General features: G+C 70.9%; 19 protein-coding genes. 10 read left to right on the top strand and 9 right to left on the bottom strand.

The annotated features are described in order from the left end of the window. Both AB0H84_RS48605 and AB0H84_RS48610 read right to left on the bottom strand, forming a co-directional pair. Positions 1-722: hypothetical protein (locus AB0H84_RS48605; RefSeq protein WP_357620376.1), on the bottom strand; the 722-nt coding region annotated here is incomplete at its 3' end. Between the two features lie 55 nt (positions 723-777). Then, positions 778-1,356 carry a hypothetical protein gene (locus AB0H84_RS48610; protein ID WP_357620378.1) on the bottom strand — a complete coding sequence of 193 codons (579 nt, stop codon included), beginning with the start codon at positions 1,354-1,356 and terminating at the stop codon, positions 778-780. A 393-nt stretch (positions 1,357-1,749) separates the two neighbouring features. Here AB0H84_RS48610 and AB0H84_RS48615 point away from each other — a divergent pair, with 393 nt between their 5' ends. From AB0H84_RS48615 to AB0H84_RS48635, 5 genes are all read left to right on the top strand, one after another. Continuing rightward, the gene (locus tag AB0H84_RS48615; protein WP_357620380.1) at positions 1,750-2,838 is read left to right on the top strand and encodes a glycosyl hydrolase 53 family protein; all 1,089 of its coding nucleotides are present in this window, start codon (positions 1,750-1,752) and stop codon (positions 2,836-2,838) included. Between the two features lie 36 nt (positions 2,839-2,874). Further along, positions 2,875-3,138, top strand: coding sequence for a hypothetical protein (locus tag AB0H84_RS48620; protein ID WP_357620382.1), 264 nt, complete (start codon positions 2,875-2,877; stop codon positions 3,136-3,138). 178 nt (positions 3,139-3,316) lie between these two features. Further along, positions 3,317-5,506 (top strand): rhamnogalacturonan lyase, encoded by a 2,190-nt coding sequence (locus AB0H84_RS48625; protein ID WP_357620384.1) that lies wholly within the window; start codon positions 3,317-3,319, stop codon positions 5,504-5,506. A 360-nt stretch (positions 5,507-5,866) separates the two neighbouring features. Further along, positions 5,867-6,286: a nuclear transport factor 2 family protein gene (locus AB0H84_RS48630; protein ID WP_357620386.1), complete on the top strand. Its 420-nt coding sequence runs from the start codon at positions 5,867-5,869 to the stop codon at positions 6,284-6,286. 234 nt (positions 6,287-6,520) lie between these two features. Further along, a complete protein-coding gene (locus tag AB0H84_RS48635) occupies positions 6,521-7,276 on the top strand; it encodes a methyltransferase domain-containing protein (protein WP_357620388.1) in 756 nt (251 codons plus the stop codon). Between the two features lie 3 nt (positions 7,277-7,279). Here AB0H84_RS48635 and AB0H84_RS48640 read toward each other — a convergent pair whose 3' ends face one another. The 4 genes from AB0H84_RS48640 to AB0H84_RS48655 are packed head-to-tail and all read right to left on the bottom strand — an operon-like array spanning position 7,280 to position 11,223. After that, the gene (locus AB0H84_RS48640) at positions 7,280-8,626 is read right to left on the bottom strand and encodes an acyltransferase (RefSeq protein WP_357620390.1); all 1,347 of its coding nucleotides are present in this window, start codon (positions 8,624-8,626) and stop codon (positions 7,280-7,282) included. Positions 8,627-8,646: 20 nt separating this feature from the next. Then, positions 8,647-9,411 (bottom strand): FAD:protein FMN transferase, encoded by a 765-nt coding sequence (locus tag AB0H84_RS48645; RefSeq protein ID WP_357620392.1) that lies wholly within the window; start codon positions 9,409-9,411, stop codon positions 8,647-8,649. Continuing rightward, complete coding sequence (locus tag AB0H84_RS48650; protein WP_357620394.1) at positions 9,408-9,848, bottom strand: FMN-binding protein; 441 nt, start codon at positions 9,846-9,848, stop codon at positions 9,408-9,410. Before AB0H84_RS48650 ends, AB0H84_RS48645 begins: the two co-directional genes overlap by 4 nt. A 34-nt stretch (positions 9,849-9,882) precedes the next feature. After that, positions 9,883-11,223 carry a ferredoxin reductase family protein gene (locus AB0H84_RS48655; RefSeq protein WP_357620396.1) on the bottom strand — a complete coding sequence of 447 codons (1,341 nt, stop codon included), beginning with the start codon at positions 11,221-11,223 and terminating at the stop codon, positions 9,883-9,885. 88 nt (positions 11,224-11,311) lie between these two features. Between AB0H84_RS48655 and AB0H84_RS48660 the strand changes: the two genes are divergently transcribed. Further along, entirely contained in the window at positions 11,312-12,019 is a 708-nt protein-coding gene (locus tag AB0H84_RS48660; protein ID WP_357620398.1) for a response regulator transcription factor, read from the top strand. 5 nt (positions 12,020-12,024) lie between these two features. Then, positions 12,025-13,503, top strand: coding sequence for an ATP-binding protein (locus AB0H84_RS48665; RefSeq protein ID WP_357620503.1), 1,479 nt, complete (start codon positions 12,025-12,027; stop codon positions 13,501-13,503). An 84-nt stretch (positions 13,504-13,587) separates the two neighbouring features. On the opposite strand, the gene AB0H84_RS48670 is transcribed toward AB0H84_RS48665, so the two are convergent. Both AB0H84_RS48670 and AB0H84_RS48675 read right to left on the bottom strand, forming a co-directional pair. Next, the gene (locus AB0H84_RS48670) at positions 13,588-15,693 is read right to left on the bottom strand and encodes a beta-galactosidase (protein ID WP_357620400.1); all 2,106 of its coding nucleotides are present in this window, start codon (positions 15,691-15,693) and stop codon (positions 13,588-13,590) included. Between the two features lie 11 nt (positions 15,694-15,704). Continuing rightward, positions 15,705-16,697, bottom strand: a complete 993-nt coding sequence (locus tag AB0H84_RS48675) for a LacI family DNA-binding transcriptional regulator (protein ID WP_357620402.1) — start codon at positions 16,695-16,697, stop codon at positions 15,705-15,707. Between the two features lie 351 nt (positions 16,698-17,048). Here AB0H84_RS48675 and AB0H84_RS48680 point away from each other — a divergent pair, with 351 nt between their 5' ends. Genes AB0H84_RS48680 through AB0H84_RS48690 form a run of 3 tightly spaced genes read left to right on the top strand, consistent with a single transcriptional unit; the run spans position 17,049 to position 20,271 of the window. Next, complete coding sequence (locus tag AB0H84_RS48680; protein WP_357620404.1) at positions 17,049-17,969, top strand: sugar ABC transporter permease; 921 nt, start codon at positions 17,049-17,051, stop codon at positions 17,967-17,969. Continuing rightward, positions 17,966-18,880, top strand: coding sequence for a carbohydrate ABC transporter permease (locus AB0H84_RS48685; protein ID WP_357620406.1), 915 nt, complete (start codon positions 17,966-17,968; stop codon positions 18,878-18,880). Before AB0H84_RS48680 ends, AB0H84_RS48685 begins: the two co-directional genes overlap by 4 nt. A 23-nt stretch (positions 18,881-18,903) precedes the next feature. After that, positions 18,904-20,271, top strand: coding sequence for a sugar ABC transporter substrate-binding protein (locus AB0H84_RS48690; RefSeq protein ID WP_357620408.1), 1,368 nt, complete (start codon positions 18,904-18,906; stop codon positions 20,269-20,271). A 52-nt stretch (positions 20,272-20,323) separates the two neighbouring features. Here AB0H84_RS48690 and AB0H84_RS48695 read toward each other — a convergent pair whose 3' ends face one another. Then, positions 20,324-21,070, bottom strand: coding sequence for a class I SAM-dependent methyltransferase (locus AB0H84_RS48695; RefSeq protein ID WP_357620410.1), 747 nt, complete (start codon positions 21,068-21,070; stop codon positions 20,324-20,326). Between the last annotated feature and the right edge of the window lie 164 nt (positions 21,071-21,234).

Genomic DNA, 21,234 nt, shown 5'->3' on the forward strand with positions numbered 1-21,234 from the left:
CCCAGGTTGATCACGACGACGTTCGCCTGGTACCGGGTGAAGTCGTGGTCGACCGCACCGTCGGCGGCGCTGACCTTCACGAACCGGCGGTCCAGACCGACGCAGCCGTCGGCGGTGCTCACCAGGCAGGCGCCGCCCTGGGCGACCTGCATGTGGTCCACCCCCAGTTGCTCCCCGACCAGCCAGCCGTACGCGGTGAGCGCGTTCTTCGAGGTGGTGGTGCCGACGGTGATGGAGTCCCCGACGAACTCCACCATGCCGCGGGGTGGCGCGACGGGCAGGGTGCGCGCGCCGGAGTCGAGGACCAGCCCCTGGAACACCGCATCGCCGTGGTAGGAGCCGGCCACCACGCGGTAGGAGACCCGCAGGCTGTGGGTGCCCGACGGTAACGGGTTCGGGGTCAGGTTCACCGTGCCCCGCACGTTCTGCAGGTAGACGTCTGGGCCGCCGTCGATGCTGTAGTAGAGGTCGATGGTGTTGCGCTGCTTCAGCTTGACGGTGGTGCCGGTGAAAGCGGTCTTGAGGTAGGCGCCGGCCCAGCCCGGGACGTAGGCGGTGCTGTTGCGGGTGTCCCAGCGGCCGACGAAGCGGATGTTCGGATCGGTGGGCGAGCCGTCGCCGGTGGCGGCCAGGGCACCGGGCGGTGTCACGAGCATGGTCGCGACCATGGCCACCGCGGCGGCCACAGCGCCCGCGGCGGCGGCGAGACGTGTCAGCTTCATGATGATCCGTTTCTTGGCTGTGAGGGGGGCCGAGATCTCCGGGAGACCGGAGACTTCAGCGCAGGTAGACCCTGGGCTGGGCCGGGGTCGCCATGCCGGCGCCGATGAAGAAGCTCGGGTGCGGCGGCTGGTTGTAGGCGGTGTTCTGCCAGGCCAGGGCGGCGCGGTACTGCGGGTCGTGCAGCAGGGTGTGGATCTTGGTCGTGGTGACGGCCGCCCGTTCCGTACTTGTCGATGTGGGTGCCGTCGAGCAGCCGCCGACGGCCGCCGACCACGATTCCGCCCCAGGGCTGCCGGCCCAGATGTCGGCGGAGACGCCGCGGCCGTTGTCGCAGCCGCAGGAGGCGTTCTGCCAGATGATCCGCCCGGTGCGGACGTCGGCGAACCAGGCAGCGGGCTTGCTGCTGTCTTCGTCGACCTTGAACTCCTCCAGGCCCGGCCGGGACGGGTCGAGGTCGCCGACGTGCATGGCGTCGCCGTGGCCGTTGCGGGTGTTCCACAGCGGGGAGCCGTTGTCGTTGATCGCCATCGCACCGTAGACGATCTCGTTCTTGCCGTCGGCGTTGCGCGGACAGACGCCGAACGGGGCCGTCCGCCCGAGCTCGGGGAATCCGGGGGTCAACTCGTCCGCCACTGCTGGCCGGTCGCGCCGTTGCAGCCGTAGATCGTCGCCTGGGCGCCATGGGCCCGCTGAAACTTTCACGGCGTGGACGGGGCGCGGCCGGTCAGGCTGACCCACGCGCGGGGGCTCGGTCCACGTTGCCCACGGCCGGCAAAGCCCTGGTCTACCCATGTTTTCCTGCCAGACGGATCGACGCGGGAGGAGCAGGAACGGCGCGCTCTGGGAGCGTTCACAGAGTGTGGGAGATCGCGTTTGCTGCGTCAATGGCCGCTCACGTGGTTGTTGTGTGCGCTCTTCTGTGGGATTCATGTTGGAGACTGTCGGAACGGCTGTTGGTTCGTTACTGTGCACGTTCACAGTCCCCGTGCGCGAGCAATGGCCGTTCCTCTCCTGAGCGGAGGAATCATGAAAAGGCTCTGGGTGGCGCTGGTCCTCTTCGTCGCCGCGACCCTCGCCGCCGCGCAGCCGGCGCACGCCGCCACGCTGACCATGCTCGGCGCCGACGTCTCTTCCTTACAGCGCGCGCTCGACCTGGGTGCCACGTACTACGACGCGAGCGGCAACCAGAGAGATCCGCTGGACATCCTCAAGGGAGTCGGCGTCAACTATGCCCGCCTGCGGATCTGGAACGACCCGATCAGCGGTTACAACAACAAGGCCAAGGTGCTGCAGCAGGCCAGGGCGGTCAAGGCCAGGGGCCTGAGGCTGCTGGTCGACTTCCACTACTCCGACACCTGGGCCGACCCCGGCAAGCAGTACAAGCCCGCCGCCTGGGCCGGCCACGGCATCAGCCAGTTGCGGACGGATGTCTACAACTACACCTACGACGTGTGCACCAGTCTCAAGGCGCAGGGCACCACCCCGGACAGCGTGCAGATCGGCAACGAGATCAACACCGGCATGCTCTGGAACGACGGCAAGGTGGTCAACAACGACTTCACGAACCTGAGCCTGCTGCTCAAGGCCGGTTATGACGCGACGAAGGCGTGCAACGCCGGCACCCAGGTGATCATCCACACGGCGCTGGCGGAGAGCCTGTCCTCTGCCCGCTGGTTCTACGACGGGATCCGGGCCAAGGGCGTGCAGTGGGACATCACTGGCTTGTCGTACTACTGCATGTGGCACGGCACGCTGTCCAACCTGTCCAGCGTGATCTCGGACATGCGCTCTCGTTACGGCAAGAACGTGGTCATCGCCGAGACCGCGTACCCCTTCACCGCCGACAATGCCGACTCCACGCGGAACGCGGTCACGTCCGGGTGCTCGGGTTATGGCCTCACCTGGCAGGGACAGGGGGCCGAGTTCGCGGCGGTGCAGAGCACGGCCCGCAACGCGGGGGCGATCGGGATCTTCTACTGGGAGCCGACCTGGTACGCGGTGCCCGGGAACGGGTGGGACCCCGCGAACATCGGCTCCAGCGGCAACGGGTGGGACAACATGGCCATCTTCAACTGGACCGGGCGCATCAACCCCAACGTCCGGTGGACACCGTGACGCCTGCTGCGTGGTATCCGAGAGGAGACTGACCAGGTGGCAGGGCATGATGGCGATTCCCCGGCCGGGCTCTTCGACTCCGGCGGCAAGCTGACCTCGACGGCGCTGCACGTCAACGGCGTCGGCGTGGACCTGCCCGCGACGATGCGGCAGGTGGCGACGGCGCAGAACGCGCCGCTGATCGATCTGACCGCCAGAAGCAAGGCGCTGGTGGAGGGGCTCGGCCCGAGCGCCTCGGCCAAGATCTACCTCACGGCGGCGACGGACGGCGTGACCTGCGATAAGAGCGCGAGCTCCTGACCAAGGCCTTGACGCAAAAATGTGAACGTTCGTAGCCTTCGATCGATTAGATCGTTTCAACCACTACGGCGCCCCCGAGGAGCACCCCATCCGCCACATACGGTTAGCCCTCCTGATCCTGGCCACCCTGGCGTTCACCCTTCCGGCCACTCCCGCCGTCGCGGACGTCCGCATCACGATGGAGCGTCTCGATCGCGGACTGGTCGCCGCCACCGCCCCCAACGGTGTCTTCCTGAGCTGGCGTCTTCTCGGCACAGAGGTGACCGGAAGCGGCAGCCGCGGCATGGCCGGCCCGGACTTCCGCGTCTACCGCGACGGCCGCCCGATCGCCACGGTCACCGACAGCACGAACTACCTCGATCCCACGGGAAGCGCCACCGCCCGCTACAGCGTGGCGCCGATAGTACGCGGCAAGGAGGGCCGGCCGAGCGCCGCCATCCGGCCTTGGGGTGAAACGTTTTACGACCTACCCCTCCGCAAGCCCGCCGACGGCGTCACGTCGGCGGGCGAGGCCTACACCTACGCCGCCAACGACATGAGCGTCGGAGACGTGGACGGCGACGGCCGGTACGAGCTCGTCGTCAAGTGGGAGCCCTCCAACGCCAAGGACGTCTCCCAGCGCGGCTACACCGGTTCGACCTACCTGGACACCTACACGCTCGACGGCAGGCTGCTGTGGCGGCTGGACCTGGGCGTCAACATCAGGTCGGGCGCTCACTACACGCAGTTCCTCGTCTACGACTTCGACGGCGACGGCCGTTCGGAACTGATGGTCAAGACGGCGCCGGGCACCAGACAGATCCGCTACGACGCCGCCGGGAACGTGATCGGCGAGCGCTACATCACCATGCCGGAGCAGGACGTCAAGGCGGGCTACTCGCACACCGACGACTACCGGCTGAGCGCGGCCGGCTACTTCGAGCACGTCGTCCAGATGTTCATGAAGTGGCACGAGCACCCCGAAGTGGTCGCCGGGCACTGGCCCGCCACGCTGGAGCAGGCCTTCGGCATCGCGCCCACGCACAGCTACCCGCTCTCCGGCGAGTCCGCGGCCGAGCTCGCCGCCTACTTCGTCGACGTCTACGCGCCCGCCCGCAGCGGCAACAACCGCCTGCGGGAATTCGCCGGGTTCGTCCTCACGGGCCCCGAGTACCTGTCGGTGTTCGACGGCGCCACCGGCAGGGAGCTCCAGACGATCCCGTACAAGCCGGGACGCGGCGACGACGGCCTCCTGTGGGGCGACTACGCGATGGCCCGCATCGAGCCGGGCAACCGGGTCGACCGGTTCCTGTCCTCGGTGGCCTACCTCGACGGCAAGCGCCCGTCAGCGGTCTTCGCCCGTGGTTACTACACCCGCACCACCCTGGTCGCCTACACCTGGAACGGCCACAAGCTGAAGCAGGTCTGGTATGTCGACAGCGGCCACGCCCCGATGGCCAACCCCTTCAACGCCGGCCCGCACGGCGTCAACGGCGGCAACCCGGCCTACGCCACCCTCACCACCCAGGGCTTCCACTCGATGAGCGCCGCCGACGTGGACGGCGACGGCAAGCAGGAGATCGTGTACGGCGGGGCCACCATCGACGACGACGGCAGCCTGCTGTACTCCTCCTTCGACGTGGCCCCACCGGAGAGCAGCGTCCCGGGCCAGAACGTCCGGCTCGGCCACGGCGACGCCATGCACGTCGGCGACCTCGACCCCGACCGGCCCGGCCTGGAGATCTGGACCGTGCACGAGGGCGGAGCCTGGGCGCCGTACGGCTGGGCCATGCGGGACGCCGCCACCGGCAAGGTGCTCTTCGGCGGCTACAGCGGCCGGGACACCGGGCGCGGGATGGTCGGCGACATCGATCCCGCGATCCGCGGTCTGGAAGCCTGGTCCGCGATGCCCCCCAATCAGGAGATCGTCTCCGGCCTCTGGTCGGTCCGTGGCGACCACCTGGGCCGCGTCACCCCTGGCACCAACCAGAGCATCCGCTGGGCCGCCGACATGACCACCCAGCTCATCAACGGCACAGCCACCACCGAGCTCCAGACCCCCACGATCGACGACTGGAAGCGCGGCACGCTCCTGACCGCCACCGGCACACTCACCAACAACTGGACCAAGGGCAACCCCGGCCTGGTCGCCGACATCTTCGGCGACTGGCGCGAGGAGCTGGTCGTCCGCACCGCCGACAGCGGCGCGGCCCGCATCTACCTCAGCACCGAGGTGACCGACCGCAAGCTCTACACCTTGATGCACGATCCGCAGTACCGCGTCGAGGTGGCCAGGCAGCAGACGGGCTACAACCAGCCCGCCTACCCCAGCTTCTACCTCGCCTCCGACCTCGACTGGTCCAAGGTCCCGATCCCCAGGATCCGCTGACCCGGCCTCGACGAGGGCGCCGGCGATCCGGCCCAGAGACGCGCCCTCGGGCGGACGAGACGAGGCGTCGAACAGGAAACCCCAGCTCGGAATCTGCCGAGCTGGGGTTTCTCACCCGGCTACGGATGCTCGGCATCCTCCGCGCTCGGGTCACCAGAGCCAGGTCCACGCCGCTGGCCATAGACGACAACCCGGCGTTGTCGACCGGACGGTTCCGTTGTTGGCCCGGTCACCGCCTCACCTGCTGAACTGGCCACCGATTGGCCCTGCCACCGGCACCGCCAAGGAGGTACCCGCCGTGAAGGCTCTCGTTCCGACCGGAGATCCGCGGGAACACCCCATCAGCAAAGGAGCACGATCATGAACGCCACCGACCCCAGGACCGTCGTCGTCCGCTACGTCGAGGCCGTCCGCGACGGCGACGCCGACATCATCCGCGACAGCTTCGCCGAGGACGCGACCTGGCACTATCCCGGCGATCTGCCGATCTCGAAGGTATGGCGGGGCCGCGACGCGATCATCAACGACTTCCTCGGCGGCATGGGACCGATCCTCGTCCCCGGCACCATGAAGATCGAGCTCATCAGCACGATCGCCGAGGGCGACCGCGTGGTCGCCGAGTGGACCTCCAAGGCGCGGACCGTGTACGGCGGCGCCTACGACAACCGCTGCATCGGGATCTACACCGTCCGCAACGGCAAGATCACCTCGGTCGTGGAGTACGCCGACACCCGGCACGTGGCCGCGGCCCTCTTCCCGGACCACGCCGGCAGCGAGTAGCCCTCGCTTCCGGCGCGCAAGCGCCCGCTGCTCCAGCGACCCGCGTTCGTGCCGGCGACGCGCCAGGGCCGCTCTTTCTGCTCGTCGACGCGGTCACGGGGGCAGGCGAGGGCCAGGGCGGTGATGGCCTCGCGCGACATACTCCCTCTTTCTTCGGATTTCGTGGGATGTTGTCTACCGGCCCTCCGCCGGGAGGGGGCCCGGCGCAGGGCATGGACCACGGAAGGGGATTCGATGGCGGTGGACCGCGAGCGGAGCGTGGTGTTCGGAGAGGCGGTCGAGCAGTACGACTCGGCCAGACCCGACTATCCCGCCCAGCTCATCACCGACGTGCTGGAGTACGCGCCGGCCGGCCCCGCGCTGGAGGTGGGCGCGGGCACGGGCAAGGCCACGGCGGGCTTCGCCGCTCGCGGCGCCGAGCTGACCTGCGTCGAGCCCGACCCCAGGATGGCCGCCGCGCTGGCGGCGAAGTGCCCGGGCGCCCGGGTGGAGATCGGGTTCTTCGAGGAGTACGTCCCCGACAGGGCGTTCGCCCTGCTCTACTCCGCGCAGGCGTGGCACTGGATCGACGAGCGCAGGCGCTGGGACCTCGCCCATGCGGCCCTGGCGCCGTCCGGAGCGGTGGCGGTCTTCTGGAACCACTACGTCGTCACCGACCCCCGCCTGCGGGGCGCGCTCGCCGCGGTGGACAGCCACTACGGAGTGACCACCTCGAGCATGCACCGGGACGGCTCGACCCGGGGCAAGTGGTCCGAGCACGAGCTGGCGCACGACCCGCGCTACACCGATCTCGACCAGCGCCACTACACGCGCACCGACCGGTACGGAACCGGCCGCTACCTGGACCTGGCCCGCTCCGTCTCCGCCTACCGGATCCTGGACCCGGACACCCGCGAGGAGGTGATGGAGGAGTTCGCCGCCTTGCTGGGGGGCGACGGCGTGGACCTGACCTTCACCACCGACCTCACCCTGGCCCGCAGAGCACGCTGAGGCTCACGCCGTACGGGATGATCGCCACCGGGTGAAACGCAGGGTGCCGGCGCCCGCGGAATACACGAGCATGGCCACGATCGGCAGGCCGGTCAGCGTATGACCGCTCGGGCCGGTCACCGCGAGGGTGAGCAGCCCCGCCACCACGCCGGCGATGCCGAGGAAGGTGAGGACACCCGCCGTCACCCCGGCCGTCGCCCCCGCCGCGGGACGGGGACCGGCCCGCCGCTCGACGGGACCGAACACCATGACCAGCACGCCCAGGATCAGGGCCAGGGCGGCGAGCCAGGGCAGCCGCAGCAGCACCCACGTGGGCGTCCCCGGAGGCGCGGCCGGCAGCAGCCCGGTCGGATACAGCGCCAGCGCGCCGAGCACGACGGCGGTCATGTGCCACAGGAAGAGCGTCATGACGATCGAGTTGACCGCCACGACGGCGGTCCAGGGCCGCGGCCGCCGCAGCCACCGGCCGGCCGGGCCGTGGACCGACAGAGCCAGCCCGGTCTGCGTCGCGGCCAGCGCCAGCAGCGCCAGCGTGGGCGGGGAGGTGTTCTGGATGCCCTCCCCCGCGATCCCGACCATGCTGATCGGATAAGGCCCCACCACGGTGAGCCCGACCAGGGCCGCCAGCCCTGCGAACGCCAGCGGCAGCCCGACGCGGGGCCGGGCGGGCAGGCGCCCGTCCTGCCAGGCGAAGCCCAGCTGATGCACCGCCAGCCAGGCGAAGAGGAAGTTCCCCTGCCCCAGGGCGGGATCCCGCAGCGCCAACCGGGCCGCGTCGCCGAGGCCGACCAGCACGGTCAGCGCGATCGGCACGGCCAGGCCGTACCGACGGTGCAGGGCGTGCATCAGCGGGGTGAGGGCCACCACGGCCAGGTAGGCCACCAGGAACCAGAGCGGGATCCCGGCCACCCACACCCCGATGCCGATGAGCCCCGGACCGACGCCCAGCACCCGCGCCAGCAGCGCCGCCGCCGCCAGCACGGCCAGCAGCACGGTGGTAGGGCGGATGAGCCGGTCGGTACGGCGCAGCGTCCAGCAGGTGGCGTCACCGCCGAGGGCCCGGTGGGCGGCGAGCGAGGCGGCGTTGGCGTACCCGCCGACCAGGAAGAAGACGGGCATGACCTGGAAGAGCCAGGTCAGCGGGCGCGTCCACGGCACCAGCTCCAGCGCGCTGCCGCCGCGCAGGCCCCCGTCGTAGCTGACGTGCACCGCCAGCCAGTGGCCGACGACCACGGCCGTGATGGCGATGGCGCGGAGCAGGTCGACCGTGCGGTCGCGATGCGCGGGCGTACGCTCGGCCAGCCGCCGCATCTTCGCCCCCGTGACTAGCTCGACTTCACCGGACCGCATACCCAGGAGGAGCCGACGCCTCACCCGCGGGCGGTGAACGCGGCGAAGCCGCTGGTCTGCCAGGTGTGGCCGCGCGCGGTCACCGCGTACGCCTCCAGGCCGGGCTGCCCCTCGACCCAGTCCCGGGCGGCCTCGCCCATGGCGAACGCGGCGGTCGCGTACGCGTCGACGGCGGTCAGGCAGGCCCCGACGAGCGTGAGGGACACCAGGCCGGCGGCGGGGAGCCCGGTGTGCGGATCGATGATGTGCGGGCCGCGCTCGGCGCTGCCCGAGGTGGCCACGGCGAGGTCGTGGCCGGTGACCACGGCGGAGAGAGCGCCGGGCCGTAGGGGGTGGGCGATCCCGATCCGCCACGGGAAGGGGTCGGGACCGAGCTGGATGTCGCCGCCGCCGTTGACGCAGTGGCGGGGCGCGCCCGCCTCGGTGAGCAGCAGGGACGCCTGCTCGATCGCCCACCCCTTCACCAGGCCGGACGGGTCCAGACGGCCGCCGGGACACGCCGTGAAATAGCCGCCGGTCCGCCGTTCGGCCTCCGCGCACAGCGCGAGCACCTGTCGCACCTCGGGCGGGCAGTCGGCCGGCCCGAGCTCGCCCCGGGCCAGACGGCTGACCGGGCTGTCCGGCCGGTAGGTGGAGAAGACCGCGTCCACGTGGTGCAGCCAGGCGACGGCCCGCGCCACCGCGCCATCGGCGTCGGCGGCGGCGGCGTCGGCGGCGGCGTCGGCGGCGTGGCGCACATCGAACGAGAAGACCGTGCCCATCGCCTTCTCGACGTGGCGCGTCACAGCCCCGCCTGGTCGATGGCGCTCTGCAGGGAGCCCGTGTAGCCGTCGCTGGTGTACGTGGCCCCGGAGACGGAGTCGATCTGGGCGCTCTGGGCCGAGAGGGCCTCCTGCTGGAGGATGGGCAGCGCCCTGTTGTTGATCTCGATGTCACGCCGGTTCTCCTGCGGGGCCTGGAGCACCTGTACGTCGGTGATCTTGCTGCCGGAGACGACGATCCGTACCTGCACGGGTCCCCAGCGGGTGTCGACGGCATCCCCGTCGAAGGTCCGGCCGTCGGCAGACTCCATGGAGCCCTGCGGCGACGGCGAAGCCGAAGCCTGGGCGGGGGCGACGGCGGCGGGCGGCTGGGCGACGCCCGCCATGTCGTGTGGCTTGAACGACAGCAGCAGTACCAGGCCGATAGCGGTGACCAGCACCGCGAACAGCACCCTGCGCATGGCAGTGACCTCTCATAAGGTGAAAATTCGGAACTCAGAACTCGAACGACTCGTGATGGATCCGGCGATGGGGCACGCCCGCCGACCGCAGCGCCTTGATCGCCGCCTGCGTCATCTCGGGCGGCCCGCACACGTACACGTCGTGCTCGCGCAGATCGGGCAGCAGGCGCCCGAGACCGTCGAACAGGTCCGGGGACCTGGGCCCGGTCGAGAAGTACGCCGTGGCGTCGCCGCGGGCCGCGATGATCTGCTCGAGTTCGTCCTTGAAGAGCATCTCCTCGGGCGTGCGGGCCCGGTAGAGCAGCGTCACCCGTCCGGGCAGCGTCTCGAACAGGGCGCGCAGCGGGGTGATGCCGACGCCGCCCGCGATCAGCAGCGATCTGCCGCCCCGGCCGAGACGCGCGGTGAACCCGCCGTACGGCCCCTCGGCGAGCACCGGGGTGCCCGGCCGCAGCCGGGCGAGCGCCGCACTGTGGTCGCCCAGCGCCTTGACCGTGATGCGCAGCCCACCGGCGTCAGGAACCGCCGACAGCGAGTACGGATTGGCCGACCACCACAGCTCGCGGGTCAGGAACCGCCAGCGGAAGAACTGGCCCGGCTCGGCCCCCAGCCGCCGCAGCCCGCGCCCCGTGAGGTGGATGGAGACCACGCCGGGAGCGTCGGCGGTGACGCCGGCCACGCGGAGCCGGTGCCGCGCCCACAACCTGACCGGTCCCAGGAAGCGGTACCAGACCAGCAGCGCGGCCACCCCGAGGTAGAGGGCGTACCAGGCGAGTCGCGCCACGCGGTCGCCGGTGAACTGGGCGCCGGTCGCGAGCTGGTGCCCGAACGCCAGCCAGGCCGCCAGATAGGTGTAGAAGTGCAGGTAGAACCAGGTTTCGTAGCGCAGTCTCCGGCGCGCGGCACGGGCCGACACCACGGCGACGCCGAGCAGCAGCAGGCAGGCCGCCGTCGCCTTCAACACGTCGGGGAAGGACAGCACCATGGTCACCGTCTCGTCCACCACGCCGACGCGGTCGGCCACCGCGTACCCCCAGATGGTGGCCAGCACGTGCGCCGTGACGAGCCCGATGACGTACCTGCCGCCCATGGCGTGCCAGCGGGCCAGGCGGTCGCTGCCCACGCCGTGTTCCAGGGCCGGGACCCTGGCCATGAGCCCGAGCAGCACCGCCAGCCCGTACCCGGCCAGCAGGCCCGTGACGCGGCCGCTCTCGGTCAGCCAGCCGTCCAGTCCCGACACCGAGGGCGTGCTGTGCCACCACAGCGCGATGACCGCGACCCCGCCCGCCGCCACGGCCGCCAGCAGCGCCTCGGGCCGGAAGCGGCCGCGCCGCGGCATCGCCGACGTGCGGACTGCAGTGTGAACAGTCGTCATGAGGGACAAAGTGCCAGGCCAGTCTCTGTTTTTCCTCTCAAAGGTATCTTTAAGAGGATTTTCAGAGGAGGCTCCTATCGTCGAGAGGATGAGCACCCTGTCGCGCCCGGACGGCACGCCGATCCGCGTGCTCGTCGTGGATGACGAGCCCGACCTCCTGGAGGTGCTGGACAGGACGCTGTGCCAGGAGGGCTGGCAGGTCCGCGCGGTGGCGAGCGGGAGCGCCGCCGTCCAGGAGGCGGAGCGGTTCGCACCCGACGCGGCGATCCTGGACATCATGCTGCCCGACCTGAACGGGCTGGAGCTGATGCGCCGGCTCAGGGAGCGGACGCCCGAGTTGTGCGTGCTGTTCCTGACCGCGCGGGACGCCGTGGAGGACCGGATCGAGGGCATCACGGCGGGTGGCGACGACTACGTGACCAAGCCGTTCAGCCTGGAAGAGGTGCTCGCCCGCCTGCGCGGGCTGCTGCGCCGGGCCGGCATGGCCCGCCAGGGCGACGGCGACCGGCTCGTCGTGGGCGAGCTGTCCATGGATGAGGAGTCCCGGGAGGTGACCAGGGGCGGCACGCTGATCGACCTGACGCCGACGGAGTTCGAACTGCTGCGGCTGCTCATGTACAACCCGCGCAGGGTGCTGACCAAGGCGCAGATCCTCGACGACGTCTGGTCCTACGACTTCGGCGGCCAGGCGCACGTGGTGGAGCTCTACATCAGCTATCTGCGCAAGAAGATCGACGCGGGCCGCCGGCCGTTGATCCACACCGTCCGCGGCGTCGGATACGTGCTCAAGCCGTGAAGCTCATGCCACGCACGATCAGGGGCCGGATGATCGCCGGTCTGCTCGTGCTGCTGGCGCTCACGTGCGCGATCGTCGGCGTCGCCACGTTCCGGGCGATGGACAGTTTCCTGCTCGGCCGCGTCGACCAGCAGCTCGCCGGTTACGGGGTGCGGTTCGCCGCGAGCCTGGAGCACGGCGAGGACACCCGCGGGCAGGCCCCGGGCATGTTCGGCGCGCGACTGGTCGGCGGGAGGGTCACCCAGGCGGCGGTCGTGGCACGGGCGGACGCGCTCCCCGTGCGGCTGAGCCGCCAGGACGAGGAGACGCTGGCCGCGGTGCCGGTCGGCGGCCCCGCGCTGACCGTGGACCTGTCCGTCCTGGACGACTACCGGGTCCAGGCCGTCGCGGGCCGGGACGGTGACGTCCTGGTCGAGGGGCTCTCGCTGCACGGGGTGGAGGAGACCCTTGGCCGCCTGGCCCTGCTCGAGCTGGCGATGTTCACGGGCACGCTCGCCGTCGCCGGTGTCGCCGGCACCCTCTGGGTACGCCTGTCGCTGCGCCCCCTGCAACGCATCGCCACCACCGCTCGCAAGGTCAGCGAGCTGCCCTTGGCCAGCGGCGAGGTGAGCCTGGCCGAACGCGTCCCCGACACCGATCCGCGAACTGAGACGGGCCTGGTGGGCGCCGCGTTCAACCGCATGCTCGGCCACGTGGAGGCCGCTCTGGCCCGCAGGCACGCCGTCGAACAGCGGCTGCGCGCCTTCGCCGCCGACGCCAGCCACGAGCTGCGCACGCCGCTCGCGTCGATCCGCGGGCACGCCGAGCTCGCGCTGCGTGAGCGCGGGGCGATGTCCGGCGACGTACGGCACGCGCTGAACCGGATCGACGCCGAGTCCGGACGGATGAGCGAGCTCGTCGACGAACTGCTCCTGCTGGTCCGGCTGGACGAGGGGCGCCCGCTGGCCAGGGAGGAGGTGGACCTGACCCGCCTGGCCATCGAGGCCACGGGCGACGCGCGCGCCGCCGCCCCTGGCCACCGGTGGCGGCTGGAACTGCCGGAGGACCCCGTCACGGTGACCGGCGACCCGCTGCGGCTGCACCAGGTGCTCGCCAACCTGCTGAGCAACGCCGCGGTCCACACGCCGGACGGCACCACGGTCACGGTGGCCGTCCGCCGGTTGCCGGCCGACGCGGAAGCCCGCCGATTGCCGGCCGACGCGGAGGCCCGTGACGTCGAGGCCCGTGACGTCGAGGCCCGTGACGTCGAGGCCCGTGACGTCGAGGTCAGCGTCACGGATGACGGTCCCGGCATACCGGCCGGGCTCTCGGAGGGGATCTTCGAGCGGTTCTCCCGCGTGGACCCCGCCCGGTCGCGCGCCACCGGTGGAGCCGGGCTCGGCCTGGCCATCGTCCGCGCCGTCATGGCGGCCCACGGCGGCTCGGTGGACGTACGCAGCCGCCCCGGCCGGACCGAGTTCCGGCTGCTCCTGCCCGCCCGGTGACGGCCCCCGCACGCCACCGGCCAGCCAGGCGCGAACCGAAGACGGCCAGCCGGCGGTCGAAGGGCCGCACAGGCGCGGGACCGGTCAGTCCGCCGTGGTCGCGCGGAGCACCGCGACGCCCGCCGGCGGCAGGGTGACGGCGGAGACCTCCTCGCCCGACAGCGCGTCGCTCCACTCGCCGCCGACCGTGATGTCGTGCTTGTCATCGGTATGGTTCAGCAGGATCAGGAAGCGCCGACCACCCCCGGCGCGTACGCTCGCCTGAACCCCCCGAGGCAGGCCCTCGACCACGGGAGCCACCCCCGCGTCGGCCAGCGCCCGCGCCAGGACCGCCCGCATGGTGGGCTCGTCGAGCCGCGTCGAGAGGTAGCGCGCGGTCCCCGCGCCGTACTCGTGCCTGGTCACGGCCGGGCGGCCGGCCCAGTCGGGGGCGTCGAAGACGAGCTCGGGCTCGGCCCCCGCGAGCCGCAGGTCCTCCCGCCACAGATCGGCCACCCCTTCGAGCCGCGCGAACGCCCCGCACCCGCGTACGGCGAACGTCTCGTGCTCGGCGGCCGGGCAGAACTCCTCGACCCGCACCCCGAGGACCTCGCGCAGCGGCGCGGGGTAGCCGCCCAGGTGGACCCGGTCGTGCTCGTCGACGATCCCGCTGAAGAACGACACGACCAGCGCGCCGCCGCCGGACACGTACGACGACAGGCGCCCCGCGTCCTCGCTCGACAGCAGGTACAGGTTGGGCACGACGACGAGGGCGTAGCCCGTCAGGTCGGCCGAGGGCGGCACGACGTCCACGCCGGCGCCGAGGTCGAACAGCGGGCCGTAGTGGTCGAGCAGGCGGTCCTCCTGGCGCACGCCGTCCGACGGATGGGAGTCGAGCTCGAGTGCCCACCAGCTGTTCCAGTCGAGCAGGAGCGCCACCTGGTTGCTGACCCGCGTGCCGGGCAGGTCGGGGACCGAGGCCAGCTCCCGGCCGAGCGCCGCGATCTCGCGGTGGACCCTGCTGTCGGCGCCCGCGTGCGGCACCATGCCCGAGTGGAACTTCTCGGCGCCGCCGCGTGACTGCCGCCACTGGAAGTAGAGGATCGCGTCCGCACCCTGCGCGACCGCCTGCCAGCTCCACAGCCGCATCCGGCCCGGCTGCTTGATCGCGTTCCTGGCCCGCCAGTTGACCGCGCTCGGCGCCTGCTCCATCAGGATCCACGGGTCCCCTCCCCCGGCGCCGCGCATCGTGTCGTACACCAGGCCGGGGAGGAGATGCGGCCGCTCGTCGGCGGGGTCGGGGTAGCAGTCGACCGCCACGACGTCCACCCGCGGCGCCCAGCCGAAGACGTCCACCGCTTTGAGGCCGGCCAGGAAGTTCGTGGTGACCGGCACGTCGGGGGTGACGCGCCGCAGGATGCCGGCCTCCAGGTCGTAGCAGGCGCGCAGGGCCTCGTCGCTGAAGCGCGCGTAGTCGAGTTGCTGGGCCGGGTTGGGGTACGTGGGCGCCGCCCGGGGCGGCTGGATGTGCTCGAACCTCGCGTAGCGCTGCGACCAGAAGTCGGTCGACCAGGCGTCGTTGAGTGCCTCGATGTCGTCTCCGTACCGCTCCCGCAGCCAGCGCCGGAAGTCGGCCGCCGACACCTCGCAGTAGCAGGCGGGGATGTGGCAGCCGTACTCGTTGCCGACGTGCCACAGCCCGAGGGCCGGATGGCCGCGGTAGTGCTCGGCCAGCCGCTCCACCAGCAGCGCGGCCCGTTCCCTGTAGACGGGGCTGGACGGGCAGAAGTGCTGCCGCCCGCCGGGGCCCAGCACGGTCCCGTCCGCGGTGACCGGCAGGATCTCGGGGTGCTCGTACGCGAGCCACGGCGGCGGCGACGCCGTCATGGTGGCGAGGTCGGCGGTGATCCCGTGCGCGTGCAGGTCATCCAGGACCTGGTCGAAGAGGGAGAAGTCGTACGCGCCGCGGGCCGGCTCCACGCGGGCCCAGCCGAACACGCCTACGGTGACGAGGTTCACCCGGGCCTCGGCCATGAGGCGCAGGTCCTCGGCCCTGGTCTCGGCCGGCCACTGCTCGGGGTTGTAGTCGCCGCCGAAGGCCACGCCGCCGAGCCGGCGCCAGAACCGCTGGACCGGCATGGCATCAGGAGATACGGCGTTCATCGTCGGCGCGGCGGCCTCGGCAGGCGAGGGCGCCGCTCCTCCCTTCATGGGGTCGCAGGTCACGGGCGGCGAGATGGCGGTGGGGCGGTGCTCTGCCTGACGATCAGCTCAGGGGCGACGTACGCGGTGTCGGCGGGGGCCGGGCCGGCCTCGATCTGGTCGATCATGAGCGCCACGATCCGCTCCGCCACCACGTCGAAGTCCTGCCGGACGGTGGTGAGCGGCGGGGACAGGTAGGCCGACTCCTCGAGGTCGTCGAACCCGGCGATGCTGACGTCCTCGGGGATGCGGCGGCCCGCCTCGATCATGGCCCGCATCACGCCGAGGGCCATCTGGTCGTTGGCGGCGAAGACGGCCGTCACGCCGGGCCGCCGGGCCAGGACGCGGCCGGCCTCGTATCCGCTGGCGGCGCTCCAGTCGCCGAACAGCACCCCGGGCACCGCGGCCCCCGCCTCCTTGAGCGTGGCGTGCCAGGACTCCGCCCTGCGCTTGGCGGCGTAGGAGTCCTCAGGCCCGGCGACGTGCCAGACGGTCTCGTGGCCGAGGTCGAGCAGGTGGCGGGTGACGAGCCGGGCGCCCTGGGTCTGGTCGGTGTCGACCATGGGATGGCGGTGGCTGACGTCGCCGTCGGCCATCACGACCGGCACCCCGGGCGGCAGGCGGAGCGCCGGCGTGTCGAGGATCTGCGCCTCGATGAGCACGATGCCGTCGACCGCCTGCATGGTGAGCTGGTCGAACGCCGCGTGCACGGCCCGCTCGGTCTGCGACTCGATCGCGATCATGTTCACGGTGTAGCCGGCCCGCTGCGCCGCTCTCGTGACGGCGTCGACGGTGCGGGCGTTGCCGAAGCTGGCGAGCCCGAAGCTGATCAGGCCCAGGGCGCGGAACTGGCCGGTGACCAGGGCACGGGCGGCGGTGTTGGGCCGGTAGCCCAGCATGCGCATCGCCGACAGGACCCGCTGGCGGGTCTCCTCCTCCACGTTGCTCCGGTTGTTGACCACCCGGGAGACGGTCTGGCTGGAGACCCCGGCCAGCGCGGCGACATCGGCCATGGAGGGCCGCCTGCGGGTGCGCCGTCCCGGCGCCGTTTCCTGTGTCGCCCCGTCCACTGTCACCTCTGATCGTCCGATGCTCTCGGCCGATGTTTACGCAAACATGCCTTGTCCGTCAATGCAGGCCGCCAAACAGGTCCAAATCGCCACGGATGTTAACTCACGGTTACCTGTTGACATGATTCGGCAGCGGGTTCAGACTACGGGACACCTTCCATATGTTTACGTAAACATTCGATCATCGTGACTGCCGCGGCCAGCCGCGCGATATCCCCCGACCGTCCACGTCCCGGACAAGGAGAGTGCAGTGCCAGTCTTCGTGGCAGCGCGAACATCGCCCAGGAGCGCGGGATGACCGCCCAGGCCGCCGAAGCCGGGCGCCCCGGCCTCGCCCGGCCGCTCCTGCGCCTGCGCGTCGCCGGCTACGCGTTCTTCCTGCCGTTCTTCGTGGTCTTCCTGGTCACGGTGGTCGCGCCGCTGGCGTACGCGCTCTACCTCAGCCTCTTCCAGGACCGCCTGATCGGCGGCACGGTCTTCGCCGGCCTGGCCAACTACACGCGCGCCCTCGGCGACGCGCTGTTCGGGGCCGGGCTGCTGCGCGTGGCGCTCTTCCTGGTCGTGCAGGTGCCGATCATGCTGCTCCTCGCCCTGGGATGCGCGCTCGCCATCGACAGCGGCAGGCTGCGCTGGCCGTCCCTGTTCCGCATCACCATCTTCATGCCGTACGCGGTGCCCGCCGTGGTCGCGGCCCTCATGTGGGGCTACATGTACGGCGACCAGTTCGGCCTGGTCGGGCAGATCGGCCACGCGCTCGACGTCACCCTGCCCGACCTGCTGTCGCGCTCCTGGATGCTGACCTCCATCGGCAACATGGTGACCTGGGAGTACGTCGGCTACAACATGATCATCCTGTACGCCGCACTGCGGGCCATCCCCGAAGAGCTCTACGAGGCCGCCGAGATCGACGGGGCGGGCGCCATCCGCACCGCCTGGAGCATCAAGCTGCCCGCCCTGCGCCCCGCACTCCTCGTGGCGACGATCTTCTCGATCATCGGCAGCTTCCAGCTCTTCAACGAGCCGAACATCGTCCAGAAGCTCGCACCCGCGGTGATCAGCACGAGCTACACGCCCAACATGTACGCCTACAACCTCGCGTTCAACGGCCAGCAGATCAACTACTCGGCCGCCGTCGCCGTGCTGCTCGGCCTCGTCACCGTCGTCGTGGCGTACGCGGTGCAGCTCATCACCGCGAGAAGGGAGAAGACGCTGTGACGGCCGTCGCCGAGGCGGGCCCCGCCGTGGCCGCCCGCCACTCCCCCGCGGCCAGGCGCCGCCGGGGCAAGAGCCCCACCCTCACCGTGATCATGCTGGTGATGTTCGTGTACGCGGTCCTGCCGCTGTTCTGGCTGCTGGCCAACGCCAGCAAGAGCGGCGCGGACCTGTTCTCGACCTTCGGGCTCTGGTTCGGCGGGGACTTCCACCTGTTCGCCAACATCGGCGACACCCTGAGCTACCAGAACGGCATCTTCCTGCGCTGGTTCGGCAACACCGTGCTCTACTCCGTGGTGGGCGCGGGCGGGGCCGCCCTGCTGGCCACCATCGGCGGGTACGCGCTGGCGAAGTACGACTTCCCCGGCCGCAAGCTGCTGTTCGCGATGGTGCTCGGCGGGATCTCCATCCCGGGCACGGCCCTGGCGGTGCCGACGTACCTGCTCTTCAGCCGGGTCGGGATCGTCGACACGCCGTGGGCGGTGCTCATCCCGGCGCTGTGCAGCCCGTTCGGGCTCTACCTGATGCGGGTCTACGCGGCCGACGCGGTGCCCGACTCGATCCTGGAGTCGGCCCGCATCGACGGCGCGGGCGAGCTCCGGATCTTCCGGACCATCGCGCTGCGGCTGCTCGCCCCGGGCTTCGTCACCGTCCTGCTCTTCTCGCTGGTCGCGACCTGGAACAACTATTTCCTGCCGCTGATCGTGCTGAACACGCCGGACTGGTTCCCGCTCACCGTCGGGCTCAACCAGTGGAACGCCCAGGCCAACAGCGGCACCTCCGGCGCCGGTGACGCCACCTACCAGCTGATCCTGACCGGCAGCCTGCTGTCCATCGTGCCGTTGATCGTCGCCTTCCTGGTGCTCCAGCGGTTCTGGCAGTCGGGCCTGGCCACCGGAAGCGTCAAGCAGTAACCCCCCGTGAGTGAGGAAACGTCATGAGATCAATTGTGCGGACCGCAGGAGTGGCCGCGGCCCTGTCGGTGGCCCTGGCCGCGTGCGGCGGCAACTCCGGCGGCGGCGGTGGCGGGGGCGCCTCCGCCCCGGCCGCGGCCCCGAGCGCGTCGGCGGCGGTGCAGGACGCGCTGAGCAAGCCGGCCGAGCTGACGTTCTGGACGTGGGTCACCGGGATCGAGAAGACCGTCGCCCGCTTCCAGGCGAAATATCCGAACATCAAGGTCAATGTGGTGAACGCGGGCCAGTCCGCCGACCAGTACACCAAGTTGCAGACCGCGATCAAGGCCGGCTCCGGCGCGCCCGACGTGGCGCAGGTCGAGTACTTCGCGCTGCCTCAGTTCGCGCTCTCCAAGCAGGTCGTCAACCTGGCCGACTACGGCGCCGCCGCGCTGAAGGACAAGTTCGCCGCGTCGGCGTGGTCCCAGGTGGCGATCAACGGGGGCGTCTACGGCATCCCGCAGGACACCGGCCCGATGGCGATGTTCTACCGCAAGGACATCTTCGACAAGCTGAAGATCAAGCCCCCGACCACCTGGGCGGAGTTCACCGAGGCGGCCAGGAAGATCAAGGCCGACAACCCGGATTCGTTCATCACCACGATCGACCCCGGGGACGCCGGCGGCGTGGACAGCATGATCTGGCAGGCGGGCGGCACGCCGTTCAAGACCTCCGGCGAGAGCAACGTCAGCGTCACGCTCGCCTCCGACCCCGGCGTCAAGCAGTGGGTGAGCACCTTCAGCACCCTGCTCGGCGAGAAGCTGGTCGACCCGCAGCCCGGCTGGACGGACGAGTGGTGGAAGGGCATGGGCTCCGGCAAGTACGTGACCTGGCTCACCGGCGCCTGGGCCCCGAACGGCATCGTGAACTCCATCCCCAAGACGAAGGGCAAGTGGGCGGTCGCCCCCATGCCCCAGTACGACGCGGCCAAGCCGATGAACGCCGAGAACGGCGGCTCCTCGGTGGCGGTCATCCCGCAGAGCAAGAACATTCCGGCCGCCGTCGCCTTCGCCGAGTGGCTCAACTCCGACCCGGAGGCCGTCAAGTCGCTGAACTCCGAGGCCGGGCTCTTCCCCGCCACGAAGGCGCTGCTCGACGACCCGGCCTTCCGCGACGCGCCGCAGGATTTCTTCGGCGGCCAGAAGATCAACCAGGTTCTGGGCGACGCCTCGACCGCCGTCCGCCCCGGCTGGCAGTACCTGCCGTTCCAGGTGTACGCCAACAGCATCTTCAAGGACACCGTGGGCCAGGCCATCGACGGCGGCGGTGACCTGTCCGCGGCGCTGAAGTCCTGGCAGGACCGCATCACCGCCTTCGGCACCGAGCAGGGCTTCACCCTCAGCAGCGGCTGACCCCCCGACGGCCCCGGCCGGCGCACGCCGACCGGGGCCTGAACGGGGAACGTCAGCGCTTCATGAGCACGAACACGCCCCAGCCGAGCAGGGACCGCTCGTACCTGGTGTAGCGCAGCGGCTGGGCCGACAGCTCGGCCCTGAGCTCGGGGGCGAGCTCGTCGTCGGGGTTGGCGTCCAGCCAGGTGCGGACGTTCAGCCACTGGGCGGCGCGGTAACGGTCATAGCTGTCCTCGTCGGCCAGGACCATCTCGACGACGTCGTAGCCGAGGCGCTGGAAGAGCTCGACGAGTCCGGGCAGCGTCTCGTAGTCGTCGCGGGACCGGGCGTGGCACGCCTCGACGGCCTCCTGGCTGGGCGGCTCGGCCCGCCAGAAGGGCTCGCCGATCAGCATCACGCCGCCGGGGCGCAGGCTGCGCTCCAGCAGCGCGACGGTCCCGGGGACGCCCTGGCCGATCCAGGTCGCCCCGACGCACGCCGCCAGGTCCACGGGCTCCGCCGCCACGTGGGTGGCGGCGTCGCCGTGCACGAAGGTCACCCGGTCGGTGACGCCGAGCTCGGCGGCGCGCTCGCGCGCGGCGGCCAGGAAGACCGTGCTGATGTCCACGCCGGTGCCGGTGACGCCGTGGTCGCGGGCCCAGGTGGAGAGCAGCTCGCCCTTGCCGCAGCAGAGATCGAGCACGGAAGCGCCCGGGCGCAGCCCGATGGCGGCGCCCAGCGTGGCGAGCTTGTCCGGGGTGATCGGGTTGAGAACCCGGTGGCTGCTCTCCCGGATGGTGAAGCTACGTGACAGGTCCAAGGGAAGGAGTCCTTACGTGTGATGACGGGATTACCGAGGTGGGCTGGTAACGAACGTCATCGACACGCATAAAGCAACTCCTCCGTCACGAGATGATGATCGGGGACTCTAACCCTGGCCCGCGTGCGCGGCAACTGGTTTTCCCGCGTGGGGTGTGCGGCCGC

The sequence above is a fragment of the Nonomuraea sp. NPDC050786 genome (genome assembly GCF_040654115.1).
Taxonomy (GTDB): Bacteria; Actinomycetota; Actinomycetes; order Streptosporangiales; family Streptosporangiaceae; genus Nonomuraea.

Excerpts from the sequence above, each read along its gene's own strand:
- AB0H84_RS48625 (WP_357620384.1), top strand. The coding sequence starts at position 3,317 with ATGGAGCGTCTCGATCGCGGACTGGTCGCCGCCACCGCCCCCAACGGT.
- AB0H84_RS48690 (WP_357620408.1), top strand. The coding sequence starts at position 18,904 with ATGAGATCAATTGTGCGGACCGCAGGAGTGGCCGCGGCCCTGTCGGTG.
- AB0H84_RS48640 (WP_357620390.1), bottom strand. The coding sequence starts at position 8,626 with ATGCGGTCCGGTGAAGTCGAGCTAGTCACGGGGGCGAAGATGCGGCGG.
- AB0H84_RS48680 (WP_357620404.1), top strand. The coding sequence starts at position 17,049 with ATGACCGCCCAGGCCGCCGAAGCCGGGCGCCCCGGCCTCGCCCGGCCG.
- AB0H84_RS48650 (WP_357620394.1), bottom strand. The coding sequence starts at position 9,848 with ATGCGCAGGGTGCTGTTCGCGGTGCTGGTCACCGCTATCGGCCTGGTA.
- AB0H84_RS48630 (WP_357620386.1), top strand. The coding sequence starts at position 5,867 with ATGAACGCCACCGACCCCAGGACCGTCGTCGTCCGCTACGTCGAGGCC.
- AB0H84_RS48670 (WP_357620400.1), bottom strand. The coding sequence starts at position 15,693 with ATGAAGGGAGGAGCGGCGCCCTCGCCTGCCGAGGCCGCCGCGCCGACG.
- AB0H84_RS48615 (WP_357620380.1), top strand. The coding sequence starts at position 1,750 with ATGAAAAGGCTCTGGGTGGCGCTGGTCCTCTTCGTCGCCGCGACCCTC.
- AB0H84_RS48655 (WP_357620396.1), bottom strand. The coding sequence starts at position 11,223 with ATGACGACTGTTCACACTGCAGTCCGCACGTCGGCGATGCCGCGGCGC.
- AB0H84_RS48675 (WP_357620402.1), bottom strand. The coding sequence starts at position 16,697 with ATGGCCGATGTCGCCGCGCTGGCCGGGGTCTCCAGCCAGACCGTCTCC.
- AB0H84_RS48635 (WP_357620388.1), top strand. The coding sequence starts at position 6,521 with ATGGCGGTGGACCGCGAGCGGAGCGTGGTGTTCGGAGAGGCGGTCGAG.
- AB0H84_RS48660 (WP_357620398.1), top strand. The coding sequence starts at position 11,312 with ATGAGCACCCTGTCGCGCCCGGACGGCACGCCGATCCGCGTGCTCGTC.
- AB0H84_RS48665 (WP_357620503.1), top strand. The coding sequence starts at position 12,025 with ATGCCACGCACGATCAGGGGCCGGATGATCGCCGGTCTGCTCGTGCTG.